Raw genomic sequence first — 18246 nt, 5'->3', positions numbered from 1 at the left:
CCATGCTTTCCAACCCTAATATCGATCTGGTTTCGCGCTTTCTTCGCCTGCCTCTGGAACAGCGTCAACAGTTCTACCAACGCCTGCAAAGCCGCGGCATGAGTTTCGCGCAACTGCCGATCGCCTCGATTCGCGAGGACGGCCAACACGCGCCGCTGTCTTATGCCCAGGAGCGCCAGTGGTTTCTCTGGCAACTGGACCCGGACAGCGCGGCCTATCACGTCCCCGGCGCCTTGCGCCTGAGCGGGCGCCTGGACAAGGCCGCGCTGCAGCGCAGCTTCGACACGCTGGTGACACGCCATGAAAGCCTGCGCACCCGTTTGCACCTGGAGGGCGAGCAGCGTGCCCAGCAAGTGTTGGCCCAGGCTGTGATCGAGATTGACGAAAGCTCGATCGATGAGGCCCGGCTCAAGGCGTACGTCGAAGCTGAAATCGCCCGGCCTTTCGATTTGCAGCAAGGTCCATTATTGCGGGTCAGCTTGCTCGGCCTGAGCGAAGAAGAGCATGTATTGGTGCTGGTGCAGCACCATATCGTTTCTGACGGCTGGTCGATGGGCGTGATGGTGCAAGAGCTGATGCAGCTTTATGCCGCCTACAGCCAGGGCCAGGAGTGCACGTTGGCACCGCTGCCGATCCAGTATGCCGACTACGCGTTGTGGCAACGCCGCTGGATGGAGGCGGGGGAGAAGGCCCGTCAACTGGATTACTGGCGTGAGCTGCTCAGTGGCACGCAGCCGGTGCTGGAACTGCCGCTCGATCACCCGCGCCCAGCACAGCAGAGTTTCCTTGGCGCACGCCAGGACATTGCCCTGGAACCCTCCCTGGTCGCCGGTCTCAAGGCCCTGGCCCAGCGCGAAGGGGTGACGCTATTCATGCTGCTGTTGGCGTCGTTTCAGGTATTTCTGTATCGCTACAGCGGGCAGTCGGACATTCGCGTCGGCGTGCCGATCGCCAACCGCAACCGCGTCGAGACCGAATCGCTGATCGGCTTTTTCGTCAACACGCAGGTGCTCAAGGCCGATCTCGACGGCCAGATGACCTTCGCCCAACTGCTGCAACACACCAAGCGCCGCGCGCTGCAAGCCCAGGCCCATCAGGATTTGCCCTTCGAGCAACTGGTCGAAGCACTGCAACCCGAACGCAGCCTTAGCCATAACCCGCTGTTTCAGGTGATGTTCAATCACCAGGCCAAGACCCCATCCGCAGAGCAGCAACTGCCGGGCCTGCGTGTGGCCAGCCTCGAACTGGAAACCCAAAGCGCCCAGTTTGACCTGAGCCTGGATACCCAGGAGAGCGGCGACGGCCTCTGGGCCTCCCTGACCTATGCCACCGACTTGTTCAGCGCGGCGACGGCCTCTCGCATGCTGGGCCATTGGCTGAACCTGTTACGCGCCGCCGTGGCCAACCCTGCATTGGCCTTGCAGGACCTGGCCATGCTGGATACCACGGAGCGCCAACAACTCCTCTACCAGTGGAATGCCACCGAGCACGCCTACCCGCAAGGCCAGTGGGTGCATCAGTTGATTGAAGCGCAGGTGCTGGCGCAACAGGATGCACCGGCATTGCGTTTTGGTGACGTTTCGCTGAGTTACGCCGAACTGAACCGCCGCGCCAATCGCCTGGCCCATCGTTTGATCGAGGCCGGCGTTGGCCCGGATGCGCTGGTGGGGCTGGCGGTGGAGCGCTCCATCGAGATGGTGGTGGGGCTATTGGCGGTGCTCAAGGCCGGTGGCGCGTATGTGCCGCTGGACCCGGAATACCCGCGTGAGCGGCTGGCCTACATGCTTGAAGACAGCGGCGTGAAGCTGCTGCTGACTCAGGCGCATTTGCTCGAACAGTTGCCGATCCCACAAGGATTGGAAACCCTGGTGCTGAGTGAGTCCGGCTTCGACAGCTACAGCGACGCAAACCCGGATATCGCGCTGGACGGCGAAAACCTCGCCTACGTGATCTACACCTCCGGTTCCACCGGCCAACCCAAAGGCGCCGGCAACCGCCATTCAGCGCTGCTCAATCGCCTGCAATGGATGCAGGAGGCCTATGGCCTGGGCGCCAGCGACAGCGTGCTGCAAAAGACCCCGTTCAGCTTCGACGTGTCGGTGTGGGAGTTCTTCTGGCCACTGATAACCGGCGCGCGCCTGGTCGTTGCAGCACCGGGCGATCACCGTGATCCGGCCCGGTTGGTCAGCCTGATCACTGCCGAACAGATCACCACGCTGCACTTTGTACCCTCGATGTTGCAGGCGTTCCTGCAAGACCCGGCGGTTTCGACCTGCCACAGCGTGCAGCGCATCGTGTGCAGCGGCGAGGCGCTGCCGGTGGATGCGCAACAGCAAGTCATGGCCAAACTGCCGCACGCCGGGCTGTATAACCTGTACGGTCCGACCGAAGCCGCCATCGACGTGACCCACTGGACCTGTGTCGATGAAGGGCGTGACGCCGTGCCGATTGGTCGCCCGATTGCCAATCTGGGCTGCTACATCCTCGACAGCCATTTCGAACCGGTACCGATTGGCGTGCTGGGCGAGCTTTACCTGGGCGGTGTCGGCCTGGCCCGTGGTTATCACCGCCGTCCTGCATTGACCGCCGAGCGTTTTATCGCCCATCCCTTTGTCAGCGGTGAGCGTCTGTACCGCAGCGGCGACCTGGCGCGGTATCGCGCCGACGGCGTGATTGAATATGCCGGGCGGGCCGATCATCAGGTCAAGTTGCGTGGCCTGCGTATCGAATTGGGCGAAATCGAAGCGCGTTTGCTGGAACACGATTACGTCCGCGAAGCGGCCGTGTTGGCACCGGACAGTCAATACCTGGTGGGCTACCTGGTGCTGCAAAACGCAGCGGATGATTGGCGCGATGTGCTCGGCGCTCATCTGGCCGAAACACTGCCGGATTACATGGTGCCCGCACAATGGATGCTGCTGGAGCAGATGCCCCTGAGCCCCAACGGCAAGCTTGACCGCAAGGCGCTGCCAGCGCCCGAGGCGACGCAGCAATATGAAGCCCCGCAAAGCGCGCTGGAGCAGCAGATCGCTGCGATCTGGGCCGATGTGCTGGGCATTGAACAGGTGGGTTTGAACGACAATTTCTTTGAGCGCGGCGGTGACTCGATCATCTCGATTCAGGTGGTCAGCCGCGCACGTGCCGCCGGTATTCATTTCACCGCCAAGGCGTTGTTCCAGCATCAAACCGTGCGCAGCCTCGCGCGGGTGGCGCAGTTGCAAACCGCGCGGGTGATCGACCAAGGTTCGGTGCAGGGTGAGACGCCGTTGCTGCCGTTCCAGCAGTTGTTCTTCGAGATGCAGCTGCCGGACCCGCATCACTGGAACCAGTCCTTCTTGCTGACGCCACGCCAAGCGCTTCAGGGCGATCGTCTGGAAACCGCGTTGCAAGACCTGATTGCCCACCACGATGTGCTGCGTTTGCGCTTCAGCCAGCACCTTGAGGGTTGGCAAGCCGAGCATGCTGCGGCTGGCACACAGGTACTGTGGCAAGCCAAGGTGGCAGATGCCAGCGAGTTGACCGCGCTCTGCGAAAAAGCCCAGCGCAGCCTCGACCTGCAACAGGGGCCATTGCTGCGTGCGGTACTGGTCGAGCTGGCAGACGGTTCCCAGCGCCTGTTGCTGGTAATGCACCACTTGGTGGTGGACGGCGTGTCCTGGCGGGTGTTCCTTGAAGACCTGCAAGCGCTGTATCGCGACCAAAAATTGCCGGCCAAGACCTCTTCATTCAAAGCCTGGGCCGAGCGCTTGCAAGCCCACGCCCGTAGCGCTGCGATGGCGTCCGAGCAAGCCTTTTGGCTGCAACAGCTGCAAGGTGCGGCCACCGACTTGCCGTGCCGTGACCCGCAAGGCGCGCGTCCCGGGCGACTGGCCGAGACTGTGGTCAGCCAACTGGATGCCGAACGCACCCGGCAATTGCTGCAACAGGCGCCGACGGCCTACCGCACTCAGATCAACGACCTGCTGCTCACGGCCTTGGCGCGGGTGATCTGCCAGTGGACGGGCCACGCCTCGAGCCTGATCCAGCTGGAGGGCCATGGCCGTGAAGACCTGTTTGACGACATTGACCTGACGCGCACCCTGGGCTGGTTCACCAGCCTGTTTCCGGTGCGCCTGACCCCCGACGTGTCGCTGGCGGTTTCGATCAAACAGATCAAGGAGCAATTGCGCAGCGTGCCGCATAAAGGCTTGGGTTTTGGCGCTTTGCGTTACCTGGGCGATGACGCCACACGTGAGGCGTTCAGTGCTTTGCCAGCGCCGCGCATCACCTTCAACTACCTGGGCCAGGTTGACGGCAGTTTCGACCAACCGGACACCCTGTTCGCGCCCGCCGCAGAAAGTGCCGGTGCCGAACAAAGCCCGGATGCGCCGCTGGGTAACTGGCTGACGCTCAACGGCCAAGTCTATGGCGGCGAACTGCAACTGGGCTGGACGTTCAGCCCGCTGATGTTCGACCCCGCGGTGATCGAAACGCTGAGCGCGGCCTACACCCGCGAACTCAACGCGCTGATAGAACATTGCTGCACGCCCGGCAATGTCGGTGTGACCGCCTCGGATTTCCCGTTATCGCGCTTGAACCAATCGCAGCTGGAGTCGTTGCCGCTGGCGTTCGATGCCGTAGAAGACATCTACACCTTGTCGCCCATGCAGCAAGGCATGCTCTTTCACACCCTCTATGAGCAGACGGCGGGCGACTACATCAACCAGATTCGCGTGACGGCGCAAGGCCTGGATGTGGCGCGCTTCCAGCACGCCTGGGATGCCACGGTGCAGGCCCATGATGTGCTGCGCAGCGGGTTCTTCTGGGAAGGCCAGCTGGAATGGCCATGCCAGGTGGTATACCGCGAAGCGCGGCTGCCGATTCAGGTTCTGGACTGGCGCGCCATGCCGGAGCGCGAACTGGAACTGCACAACCTGCAACAGGCCCAGCGCCGCCAGGGTTTTGACCTGGCCAAGGCGCCACTGGTGCGGCTGGTACTGGTGCGCACCGATGAGCAGTGCTACGAATTGATTTACACCCACCACCACATCCTGATGGACGGCTGGAGCAATTCGCGGCTGTTCGGCGAAGTGCTGCAACGCTATGCCGGTGTGGCAGTGCCGGAAGCGGCCGGGCGCTATCGCGATTACATCGGTTGGCTGCAACAGCGTGATGCCGCTGCGACCGAAGCATTCTGGCGTGAGCAATTAAGTGCATTGCAAACCCCGACACGGCTGGGCAGCAGCCAACCGATGGCGGTGCAAGGGCATGGCGAGTATCAACTGGCGCTTGATCGCACACTCACGACTCAACTTGAGTCGTTCGCCCGAAGCCACAAAGTCACGCTCAATACTTTGATCCAGGCGGCGTGGCTGATTCTGTTGCAGCGTCACAGCGGCCAGGCGGTAGTGGCCTTCGGTGCTACCGTGGCCGGTCGCCCGGCGGAGCTTGCGGGCGTTGAGCAGCAGATCGGTCTGTTCATCAATACCTTGCCGGTGATCTGCGCGGTCGAGGGGCAGGTGTCAGTGGCCGACTGGTTGCAAGCCGTGCAGGCGCAAAACCTGGCCTTGCGTGAGCATGAACACACTGGCCTGTATGACATTCAGCGCTGGGCCGGGCAGGGCGGTGAAGCCTTGTTCGACAATATCCTGGTGTTTGAAAACTACCCGGTGTCCAAAGCCCTGGCGCAAAGCGGCGGCAGTGGCATTCGGTTTGGCGAGCCCCACGCCCATGAGCAAACCAACTTCCCGCTGACGGTGCTGGTGGATCTGGGCGAAACGCTGTCGGTGCAGTTCAGCTTTGCCCGCGCGCATTTCCATGAAGACCGGGTGCAAGGCTACGGCCGGCATCTGGTCAACCTGCTGCAAGCGATGCTTGAGGGCGGGCAGCAACGCCTGGGTGAGCTGGCGATGCTCGACGCCACTGAGCGCCAACAGGTGATTCAGGACTGGAACGCCACATCCCGCGATTACCCGTTGCAGCAAACGGTGCATCAACTGATTGAAGCGCAGGTTGCGCTCACGCCAGAGGCACCGGCACTGGTGTTTGGCGAGCAACGCTTGAATTACGCTGAGCTGAACCGCCGCGCCAATCGCCTGGCCCATCGTCTGATCGAGGCGGGCGTGGGGCCGGACACACTGGTGGGGCTGGCGGTGGAGCGTTCCATCGAGATGGTGATCGGCCTGCTGGCAGTGCTAAAGGCCGGTGGCGCCTATGTGCCGCTAGACCCGGAATATCCGCGTGAGCGGCTGGCCTACATGCTTGCAGACAGCGGCGTGAAGCTGCTGCTGACTCAAGCGCATTTGCTGGAACAGTTGCCGATCCCGCAAGGATTGGAAACTCTGGTGCTGGGTGAGTCGGGTGTCGACAGCTACAGCGACGCGAATCCGGATATTGCTCTGGACGGCGAAAACCTCGCCTACGTGATCTACACCTCCGGTTCCACCGGCCAGCCCAAAGGCGCCGGCAATCGTCATGCGGCCCTGACCAACCGCCTGCAATGGATGCAGGAAGCCTACGGCCTGGATGTCAGCGACAGCGTGCTGCAAAAGACCCCGTTCAGCTTTGATGTGTCGGTGTGGGAGTTCTTCTGGCCACTGATGACCGGCGCACGCCTGGTCGTTGCTGCGCCCGGCGATCACCGTGATCCGGCCAGGCTGGTCAGCCTGATCAATGCCGAACAGGTCACCACGCTGCACTTTGTACCCTCGATGTTGCAGGCATTCCTGCAAGACCCGACCGTCGCGACCTGCCACACCTTGCACCGCATTGTGTGCAGCGGCGAGGCGTTGCCGGTGGATGCGCAACAGCAGGTCTTCGCCAAACTACCGCAAGCCGGGTTGTATAACCTTTACGGTCCGACCGAGGCCGCCATCGACGTGACCCACTGGACCTGCATCAATGAAGGTCGCGATGCGGTGCCGATTGGTCGCCCGATTGCCAACCTGGGCTGCTACATCCTCGACGGCAACTTTGAGCCGGCGCCGGTGGGCGTGTTGGGCGAGCTGTACCTGGGCGGTGTCGGCCTGGCCCGAGGCTACCATCGCCGCCCGGCATTGACCGCCGAGCGCTTTATTGCCAACCCCTTTGTCAACGGCGAGCGCCTGTACCGCACCGGCGACCTGGCGCGCTATCGCGACGACGGTGTGATTGAGTACGCCGGGCGTATCGACCATCAAGTCAAGTTGCGTGGCCTGCGTATTGAGTTGGGCGAAATCGAAGCGCGCCTGCTGGAGCACGAATGGGTGCGTGAAGCCGCGGTGCTGGCCGTCGACGGCAAATACCTGGTGGGCTACCTGGTGCTGCAAAACGCCGCCGACGACTGGCGCGACGTAGTGAGCGCGCACTTGGCCCAACACCTGCCCGACTACATGGTGCCCGCGCTATGGATGCTGCTGGAGCAGATGCCCCTGAGCCCCAACGGCAAGCTCGACCGCAAGGCGCTGCCGAAGGTGGACGCCAACCTGCAGGCGCGCGAATACGCGGCGCCGCGCAGCGACCTGGAACAACAGATCGCCGCGATCTGGGCCGAAGTGCTCGACGTGCAACGGGTGGGCCTGAACGACAACTTCTTCGAGTTGGGCGGGCATTCCCTGTTGGCCACCCAAGTGGTGGTGCGCCTGCGCGAGCAGTTGCACGCCGAATTCGACGTCAAATCGATCTTCACCACCCCGACCCTGGCGGATTTCAGTGCCTATGTCGCCACCCGGCAAACAAATAATTCACCGGTGCAGGACGCATTGGCTAAATCCTTGGAGGCCCTCAAACGTCTATCAGCAGAAGATTTGGATAAATTGATTTCCTGAGGGGCGTGGCGTGCAAGCATTAATCGAGTCGGTAGGTTCACTTTCTGCGCAACAAAAGAAAGCGTTGGCGGTAATGCTCAAGCAGCAAGGCATCAACCTGTTTGAGATTGCCCCGGTTTTCAAGCGTCAGGAAGGCGAGCCGCTGCGACTCTCTTATGCCCAGGAGCGGCAGTGGTTTTTGTGGCAGTTGGAGCCGCAGAGCCCTGCCTACCATTTGCCACGTGCGTTGCGGTTGAAAGGTCGACTTGATCGGTCGGCCTTGCAGCGCAGCTTTGACGCCTTGATTGCCCGTCACGAAAGTTTGCGCACCTGCCTGCATCAAGACGTCGATCAGGTATTACAGGTGGTGAAGCCTGAACTGCACCTTGAGATCGCTGAGGGTGTGGGTGATCGCACGCAACTCGAAGCTCAAGTGCAAGCCGAAGTCGCCAAACCCTTCGATCTGCAACAAGGCCCGCTGTTGCGGGTGAAGTTACTGCAGCTGGCACCGGATGAGCATGTGCTGGTGCTGGTGCTGCACCACATTGTCTCCGACGGCTGGTCGATGCAGGTCATGGTCGATGAGCTGGTGCAGTTGTACGTGGGCTACAGCCAGGGCCAGGATGTGCGTTTGCCTGAGTTGCCGGTTCAATACCCTGACTACGCCTTGTGGCAGCGCAGTTGGATGGAAGCCGGCGAAAAAGAGCGCCAGTTGGGTTATTGGGTTGAGCGGTTGGGCGGTGAGCAACCGGTGTTGGAGTTGCCTCTGGATCATCCGCGCCCGCCGGTGCAAAGCTATCACGGCGCGCGCCTGGACATGGACCTGGACGCGGTATTGGTCAGCCGTCTCAAGGCGCTGGCTCAACGCGAAGGTGTGACGTTGTTCATGCTGTTGCTGGCGTCCTTCCAGACGCTGTTGTATCGCTACAGCGGGCAGTCGGATATCCGCGTCGGAGTGCCGATCGCCAACCGTAATCGCGCAGAAACCGAGCGTCTTATCGGCTTCTTCGTCAATACCCAGGTGTTCAAGGCTGATATCGACGGGCAGATGCCCTTCAGTCAGTTGCTGGCCCAGGTCAAGCAGCGCGCACTCGAAGCCCAGAGCCATCAGGATCTGCCATTCGAGCAGCTTGTCGAGGCGCTGCAACCGGAGCGCAGCCTGAGCCATAACCCGTTGTTTCAGGTGATGTTCAACCACCAGACCGAAGCCCATAAGTCGCGGGGCGAGCTGCAATTGCCGGGCCTGGCACTTGAGGCGCTGGAGTGGGGCAGCCAGAGCGCACAGTTTGACCTTAGCCTGGATACTCAAGAATCCCCGCAAGGTATCCGGGCTTCGCTGACCTACGCCACGGACCTGTTTGAAGCGCCCACTGTGCAGCGCATGGCCGAGCATTGGCAGCGTTTGCTGCGCGCTATTGTCGGGCGTGCGGACACCCGTGTGGCGCAGTTGGCCATGCTGATCGATGCAGAACAGCGTGATTTGCTGTACGCCTGGAACCAGGGTGGCCCCGTGTTCGAGGCGGCGGCAGGCGTTCACGGGTTGTTCGAGGTCCAGGTGCAGCAGCGCCCGGAGGCAGTTGCGCTGTGCCTGGACGAACACACCATCAGCTATGCCGAGTTGAATCGCCAGGCCAATCGCCTGGCGCATGCGCTGATTGAGCGCGGTGTCGGCCCGGAAGTGCGGGTGGGTGTGGCAGTCGAGCGCTCGTTCGAGATGGTGGTTGGCTTGTTGGCCGTGCTTAAGGCGGGCGGCGCCTATGTGCCGCTGGACCCGCAATACCCGCGTGAACGCCTGCTGCACATGCTTGAGGACAGCGGCGTGCGTGTGGTGCTGACGCAACCCCATGTGCCGATGCCGCTGCCCGAAGGCATGGCGACGCTGGATGTGGCGGATTCGGGGCTGGCCCACTACGGCGAGAGCAACCCGCTGGTCAAGGTCGACAAACACAACCTGGCTTACGTGATCTACACCTCCGGTTCCACCGGCAAGCCCAAAGGTGTGGCGATCAATCATGCGGCGCTGACTGAGTTTTCCCGGATGGCCGCCGATTACTCGCGCCTGACCCAGGATGACCGCGTACTGCAATTCGCTACCTTGAATTTCGACGGTTTCGTCGAACAGCTCTACCCGGCGCTGACCCACGGCGCGACGGTGGTCCTGCGCGGGCCGCAGCTGTGGGACAGCGCTCGGCTGTACGACGAAATCATCGCCCAAGGCATCACCCTGGCCGACTTGCCCACCGCTTACTGGAACCTGTTCCTGCTCGATTGCCTGGCGGCGGGGCCTCGATCCTATGGCGCGCTTCGCCAGGTGCACATCGGTGGCGAAGCCATGCCACTGGACGGCCCGGCGCAGTGGGTGAAAGCCGGTCTTGGCCATGTACGCTTGCTCAATACCTATGGCCCCACAGAAGCGACCGTGGTGTCGAGTGTGCTGGACTGCTCAGCGGCTGCTGAAATCGTCGGTGCCACCGCCAGCCCGATTGGCCGTTCCTTGCCAGGGCGCGCCCTTTACGTGCTGGACCGTGACTTGAACCTGACGCCGTTGGGGGCGGTGGGCGAGTTGTACATCGGCAGCCGCTGCGGTTTGGCGCGCGCCTATTTGAACCGCGCGCTGCTCACGGCTGAGCGCTTTGTGCCGGACCCGTTCGGCGAAATCGGCGAGCGCCTGTATCGCACCGGTGACCTGGCACGCTATCGCGCCGATGGCGTCATCGAGTATGTCGGGCGGGTCGATCATCAAGTCAAGATCCGCGGTTTTCGTATCGAGCTGGGTGAAATCGAGGCGCTGTTGTTGGCTCAGCCCTGCGTGCGCGAAACACTGGTGCTGGCCGTCGACAATCAATTGGTCGCCTATCTGGTTGCCGAGCAGCAAGACGCCGCAACCCTCAAGCTGACGCTGCGCGAACAACTGCCGGATTATATGGTGCCGACCCACATCATCTTCCTTGACCGCATGCCGCTGAACCCCAACGGCAAGCTGGATCGTCACGCGCTGCCCAAACCCGACGCCAACCAATCGCAGCAGGCATGGGTGGCACCGGTGACTGAGCTGGAGCAGCAGGTCGCTGCCGTATGGGCGCAAATCCTGGGTGCCGAGCGGGTAGGGTTGACCGACCACTTCTTTGAGATGGGCGGGCATTCGCTGTTGGCCATGCAGGTGGTATCACGCTTGCGTCATACGCTGGGGCGCGAAGTACCGCTCAAGCTGGTGTTCGAGCAGCCACGCCTGGAAGGATTTGCTGGCGCTTTGCACGCGCTGGAAGGTGGCCTGGGTGAGCAGGCTCCGGCACTGGTGGCGGTCGGTCGTGACCAGCCGTTGCCACTGTCCTATGCTCAGGAGCGTCAGTGGTTCCTTTGGCAACTGGCCCCTGACAGCGCCGCCTACCATATCCCCAGTGCCTTGCGCCTCAAGGGGCAGCTGGACACGGCGGCGTTGCAGCGCAGTTTCGATGTGCTGGTCGCTCGCCATGAAAGCCTGCGCACCTGCGTCGAACAGCACGCGGAGGGTGCGCGGCAACTCATCCATGCGCAGGCGGTGCTGCCTATCCAGTGCGTTGACGTGCAAGAAGCTGATCTGCAAGCGCAAGTCGAAGCCGAAATCGCCCACCCATTCAATCTGCAACGCGGGCCGTTGCTGCGCGTGACCTTAATGCGTGTGGCGCAGGACGATCATGTGTTGGTGCTGGTGCAGCATCACATCGTTTCTGACGGTTGGTCGATGCAAGTCATGATCGACGAGCTGGTGCAACTTTATGCCGCATTCAGCCAGGGCCAGGCAGTGCAGTTGCCGGTGATGCCGATCCAGTACGCCGACTTTGCCGTGTGGCAGCGTACGTGGATGGAGGCGGGTGAAAAGTCCCGCCAGCTGGATTACTGGCGTGACTTGCTCGGTGGCGAGCAGCCGGTGCTGGAGTTGCCGTTCGACCATCAACGCCCAGCGCAGCAAAGCCATCGCGGCGCGCGCCTGGATGTACCGTTGCCTGCCAGCCTGGCGCAAGGTCTTAAAGCCCTGGCGCAAGCGCAGGGCGTGACGATGTTCATGTTACTGCTGGCCTCGTTCCAGACCTTGCTGCACCGCTACAGCGGCCAGCAAGATATTCGTGTCGGCGTGCCGATCGCCAACCGCAACCGTGTGGAAACCGAGCGGCTGATCGGCTTTTTCGTCAACACTCAGGTGCTCAAGGCCGATATCGACGGGCACATGACGGTTGCCGAGTTGTTGGCCCAGGTCAAGCAGCGTGCACTGGAGGCCCAGGCCCATCAGGACCTGCCGTTCGAGCAATTGGTCGAGGCCCTGCAACCTGAGCGTAGCCTGAGCCTGAACCCGCTGTTTCAGGTGATGTTCAACTATCAGAGCGAAGGACGACTGGGTGTGCAGGCGCTGTCGGGTTTGCACATCGAAGGCCTGGAATGGGAACGCCGTACCGCGCATTTTGATCTCGACTTGGACGTGCATGAAAGTACAGAAGGGCTGTGGGCCTCGCTGGGTTATGCCACCGATCTGTTTGAAGCCACCACTATCGAGCGCATGGCGCGCCATTGGCAGAACCTGTTGCAGGCGATGGTGGCCGATCAACAACAGAACATCGGCCAGTTGCACCTGCTGGACAGCGACGAGCAGCAGCACATCCTGCAACTGTGGAACCGCACCGACTCCGGTTTCTCCGCTGAGCGTCTGGTGCACGAGCTGTTCGCCGATCGCGCCCGGGAAAATCCAAATGCGGTGGCGGTCAAGTTCGATGCGCAAATCCTGACTTATGGCGAGCTGGACAAGCAGGCCAACCGCCTGGCCCATGCGCTGATCGCCCGTGGCGTCGGCCCGGAAGTGCGCGTGGCGATTGCCATGCCACGCAGCGCGGAAATCATGGTGGCGTTCCTCGCGGTGATGAAAGCCGGTGGCGTGTATGTGCCGTTGGACATCGAATACCCGCGTGATCGCCTGCTGTACATGATGCAAGACAGCCGCGCGAAATTGCTGCTGAGCCACACCAATGCGCTGCAGCAACTGCCGGTAGCCGAGGGCCTTGAAACCCTGGCCATCGACCGCAGCGAAGACTGGACCGGCTACAGCGATACCGCGCCGCAGGTGAATCTGGACGGCGACAACCTCGCCTACGTGATCTATACCTCCGGCTCCACCGGCATGCCCAAGGGCGTGGCCGTTTCCCACGGCCCGTTGGTGGCGCACATCATCGCCACGGGCGAACGCTACGAAACCGGCCCCGCCGACTGCGAATTGCATTTCATGTCCTTTGCCTTCGACGGCTCCCACGAAGGCTGGATGCACCCGCTGATCAACGGCGCCAGCGTGCTGATCCGCGACGACAGCCTGTGGCTGCCCGAATACACCTACGCGCAAATGCACCGTCACCACGTGACCATGGCCGTGTTCCCGCCGGTGTACCTGCAACAATTGGCCGAGCATGCCGAGCGCGATGGCAACCCGCCCAATGTGCGCGTGTACTGCTTCGGCGGCGATGCCGTGGCGCAGGCCAGCTACGACCTGGCGTGGCGCGCACTGAAACCGACCTACTTGTTCAACGGCTACGGCCCGACCGAAACCGTGGTCACACCATTACTGTGGAAAGCCCGTCGCGGCGATCCGTGCGGCGCGGTCTATGCGCCGATCGGCACACTGTTGGGCAACCGCAGCGGCTACGTGCTGGACTCACAACTCAACCTGCAACCCATCGGCGTGGCTGGTGAGCTGTACCTCGGCGGCGAAGGCGTGGCGCGTGGTTATCTGGAGCGCCCGGCGCTTACCGCCGAACGCTTTGTGCCGGACCCGTTCGGCAAGCCCGGAAGCCGCGTTTACCGCAGCGGCGACCTGACCCGTGGCCGTGCGGACGGCGTGGTGGATTACCTAGGGCGTGTCGACCATCAGGTGAAAATTCGTGGTTTCCGTATTGAGCTGGGTGAAATCGAGGCGCGCCTGCGTGAGCAGGATGCGGTTGGTGAAACGGTCGTCGTGGCCCAGGAAAGTCCGAGCGGCAAGCAGTTGGTGGCGTACGTCGTGCCCGCTGAACCCGTGGCCGACCCGGTCGCATTCCGCGAAGCATTGCGTCGTGCCCTGAAAACCCGTCTGCCTGACTATATGGTGCCTGCGCACTTCATGTTCCTGGACCAGATGCCGTTGACGCCCAACGGCAAGCTCGACCGTAAGGGCTTGCCCCAGCCGGACGCGGCGCAGTCGCAAGGTGTGTGGGTTGAGCCGGTTACGCCATTGCAACAGCAGGTCGCGGCGATTTGGGCCCAAGTGCTGGGCGCTGTGCGCATTGGCCTGACGGACCACTTCTTCGAGTTGGGTGGGCACTCGTTGCTGGCCATGCAGGTGATTTCCCGTGTGCGCCAGTTACTTGAGCGTGACGTGCCACTGCGCACCTTGTTTGAGCAGCCGCAACTGCAGGGTTTTGTGCTGGCACTGCACGCCGCTGAAGAGGACTTGGCGCCGCCAATGCGGGCGATAGGGCGGGATCAGCCGTTAGTGCTGTCCTTTGCCCAGGAGCGACAGTGGTTTCTTTGGCAGCTGGACCCGCAAAGCGCCGCTTACCACATCCCGAGCATTCTGCGCCTGAGCGGCCGCCTTGATCTGCATGCCTTGCAGTGCAGCTTTGATCGCTTGGTGGCGCGACATGAAAGTTTGCGCACTCGCATCAATCAGCAGGATGAGCGCACGGTGCAGGTGGTTTTGCCTGCCGAACCGTTGTCAATCATGCGAGGCGATGCCACTGAGCAGACACTGCAGCAGCAGGTAGAAGCCGAAATTGCCAAGCCTTTCGACCTGCAGCAAGGGCCGCTGCTGCGCGTCACCTTGTTGCGCCTGGCCGAAGATGAGCACGTGCTGGTGCTGGTGCAGCACCATATCGTTTCCGATGGCTGGTCGATGCAGGTGATAGTCGACGAACTGGTGCAGTTGTATAGCGCCTACCGCCAGGGCGAGGTCGCGCAGTTACCGGCGCTGGCGTTGCAATATGCCGATTACGCACACTGGCAACGCGAGTGGATGGCGGCGGGTGAGCGCGAGCGTCAGTTGGCGTATTGGCGCGAGCTGCTGGGCGGTGAGCAACCGGTGTTGGAGCTGCCCACCGCGCACGCGCGCCCGGCGGTGCAAAGCTATCGCGGTGCCAGCCTGGAGCTTGAGTTGCCGACGCCGCTCGCCGAAGGGCTTAACGCTTTGGCGCAGCGTGAGGGCGTGACATTGTTCATGCTGTTGTTGGCGTCTTTTCAGGGTTTGTTGTACCGCTACAGTGGCCAGCACGACATCCGTGTCGGGGTGCCGATCGCCAACCGCAACCGGGTTGAGGTCGAGCGGTTGGTCGGCTTCTTTGTCAACACGCAGGTACTCAAGGCCGACGTGGACGAGCAGATCACCGTTACCCAACTGTTGCAGCAGGCCAAACACCGCAGCCTGGATGCGCAGAGCCATCAGGACCTGCCCTTCGAGCAACTGGTCGAAGCCTTGCAACCGGAGCGCAGCCTGAGCCATAACCCGTTGTTCCAGGTGTTGTTCAACCATCAGAGCGAGGCGGGGTTGGCCACCCGCGGCCGTCAGTTGCCCGATTTGCGGGTAGAGGGCCTGGATTGGGGTAGCCAGACCGCGCAGTTCGACCTGAGCCTGGACACCCAGGCCACCGCGCAGGGTATCTGGGCCACCCTGACCTATGCGACCGACCTGTTCGAACCGGCCATGCTCACGCGCATGCTGGGGCACTGGCAAAATCTGTTGCAAGGCATGCTCGACGACCCGCAGCAGCGCGTCAGCCAGTTGCCGCTGTTGGACGGCACCGAGGAACGTAGCGCGCTGCAAGACTGGAACGCCACCGCGCGTGACTACCCGCAGCAGCCAGTGCATCAGTTGATTGAAGCGCAGGTTGAACTCACGCCGGATGCCGAGGCGCTGGTGTTTACCGGGCAGCGCTTGACGTACACCCAACTTAATCGGCGGGCCAACCGCCTGGCCCATCGCCTGATGGACGCCGGTGTCGGCCCCGACGTGTTGGTGGGGCTGGCCGTGGAGCGTTCGATAGACATGGTCGTCGGCCTGTTGGCGGTACTCAAGGCCGGTGGCGCTTATGTGCCGCTCGATCCGGAATACCCACGCGAGCGACTGGCCTACATGTTGGAAGACAGCGGCGTGAGTATGTTGCTGACCCAGGCCCATCTGCTGAGTCGATTGCCGATTCCACACGGAGTGGACACGCTGGTGTTGGGCGAGGCCGATGTCGACAGTTACAGCGAAGCCAATCCCATTAGCGTGCTGAGCGGCGAAAACCTCGCCTATGTGATCTACACCTCCGGCTCCACCGGCCAGCCCAAAGGTGCGGGCAACCGCCATTGTGCGCTGACCAACCGTCTGTGCTGGATGCAGGAAGCCTACGGGTTGAACGCCTGTGACACGGTGCTGCAAAAGACCCCGTTCAGCTTCGACGTGTCGGTGTGGGAGTTCTTCTGGCCGCTGATGACAGGCGCACGCCTGGTAGTGGCTGCGCCGGGTGACCACCGCGACCCGGCCAGGCTGGTAGCGTTGATCAACGCCGAAGAGGTCACTACGCTGCACTTTGTGCCGTCGATGCTGCAGGCTTTCCTGCAAGACCCGGCCGTTGCTTCCTGCCACTCCTTGCAACGCATTGTGTGCAGCGGCGAAGCGCTGCCGGTGGATGCGCAACAGCAGGTATTGCGCAAGTTGCCGCAAGCCGAGTTGTACAACCTGTATGGCCCGACCGAAGCCGCCATCGACGTGACCCACTGGACCTGCATCGACGAAGGGCGTGACACGGTGCCCATTGGCCAGCCGATCGCCAACCTGTGCACCTATGTGCTGGACGCACAACTGCAAGCGACCGCTGTGGGTGTGGCAGGTGAGTTGTACCTGGGAGGTATCGGCTTGGCACGCGGTTATCATCGACGCCCTGGGCTCACCGCCGAACGGTTTGTTGCTTCACCGTTCGCGCCCGGAGCGCGCCTGTATCGTACCGGCGACCGCGTGCGTCAGCGTGCCGACGGGGTTATCGAATACCTTGGGCGCCTGGATCATCAGGTCAAATTGCGTGGCCTGCGCATTGAATTGGGTGAGATTGAAGCGCGTGTTCTTGAACATCCACAGGTGCAGGAAGCCTCGGTCCAGGTGGTCGATGGCAAGCACCTGGTGGGCTATCTGGTGTTGCTGGCGCCGAGCGAAACCTGGCGTGAATCCCTGGGCGCACACCTGTTGGCGCACTTGCCGGACTATATGGTGCCGGCGCAATGGGTGCTGCTGGCGCAAATGCCCCTGAGCCCGAATGGCAAGCTGGACCGCAAGGCGTTGCCCAAGCCTGATGCGCACGCGCAAGAACGCGTCTATCAGGCGCCGCAGACGCAGCTGGAGCAGCGCCTCGCGACGATTTGGGCCGAGGTCCTGGAGGTTGAACGCGTCGGGTTAAATGACAATTTCTTTGAGCAGGGTGGCCATTCGCTGTTGGTGTTGAGGCTCAAGGAGCGCATCCGCAAGGCGACCGGCACAGCGCTGTCGGTCAGCCAACTGATGCTTAACCCGACCATTGCGGGGCAGGTGGCCTGCCTGGGTGGCGAAACCCGCCACTCGCTGATCGTCAAACTCAACAGCCAGACCCAAGGCACGCCACTGTTCCTTTTCCACCCAAGCTTTGGTTCGGTGCATTGCTACAAGGCCATCGGCCTGGCACTGCGTGAACAACGGCCGGTGCTGGGGGTGATCAGTCGGGCGTTGGTCGAGGAGGGCAGTGACGTGCCCAACTGGCAATCAATGGTCGATGACTACACCGCGCAACTGCTCGATGCCGTACCCGAAGGCCCTTATCGCCTGGCCGGTTGGTCCCTGGGTGGCAACCTGGCCATGGAGGTCGCGTATGCGTTGGAACAGGCGGGGCGTGTGGTCGAGGTTGTCGGTTGGATCGATGCATCGCCGCCGTACTGGCTCAAGGCCTATTGGGACACAGCGGTGATCGCCGATGACAGTGAGGTGCCGGTCAATCAGCGGCGTGTCGAGCTGTTGCAGGTGATGTTTGCGCAGTCGAGCGCGTTGATTCAGGCGGCGTGGTTGCAAAGCCAGGCGCTCTCTGAAGACGAGGTGCAGCAATGGCAGGCGTTCAGCACGTGGGCCGAAGGCGCGCTTGGTGAGACCTATGTGGAGGTCAAGGCCAGCTTGCTTGAGGGCGACGAAGCGCAGATCTCCTGGGAACTCGACCGTGCTCTTGGCCAGAGTCTCAAGGACGCCGACTTCAAGCCGATCCAGGCACCGATCAATTGCTGGTGGGCCGCTGCGAGCCGGGCAGGGCAGCATCGTCAGTTAATTGAGGCAAGCATGGCGCAGGTTATGGGCCGGCCGTGTATTGAGCAGTCAGTACTGATCGACTCTACCCATGATCGAATCATCGATAACGCCGCGTTCGTGCAGAGCTTTGCTGATGCGATGAAGTAACCCCCCGTGTAAAAGAAACGCCCCTGGACCGATGGCCAGGGGCGT

At 62.2% G+C, this 18246-nt stretch carries 2 protein-coding genes; both read left to right on the top strand.

Features of this window, described 5'->3' with window-relative positions:
* The first annotated feature begins 2 nt into the window (after positions 1 to 2).
* Entirely contained in the window at positions 3 to 7784 is a 7782-nt protein-coding gene (locus ACQY47_RS01840; protein WP_428555068.1) for an amino acid adenylation domain-containing protein, read from the top strand.
* Between the two features lie 10 nt (positions 7785 to 7794).
* Positions 7795 to 18201 carry an amino acid adenylation domain-containing protein gene (locus ACQY47_RS01835; RefSeq protein WP_428555065.1) on the top strand — a complete coding sequence of 3469 codons (10407 nt, stop codon included), beginning with the start codon at positions 7795 to 7797 and terminating at the stop codon, positions 18199 to 18201.
* Positions 18202 to 18246: the final 45 nt, after the last annotated feature.

Source organism: Pseudomonas edaphica (genome assembly GCF_965277385.1).
Taxonomy (GTDB): Bacteria; Pseudomonadota; Gammaproteobacteria; order Pseudomonadales; family Pseudomonadaceae; genus Aquipseudomonas; species Aquipseudomonas edaphica.
This window is presented reverse-complemented; position numbering and strand designations above follow the sequence as displayed.

What these genes read in the sequence shown, in the direction of transcription:
- ACQY47_RS01840 (WP_428555068.1), top strand. Translation starts at nt 3, where the DNA reads ATGCTTTCCAACCCTAATATCGATCTGGTTTCGCGCTTTCTTCGCCTG.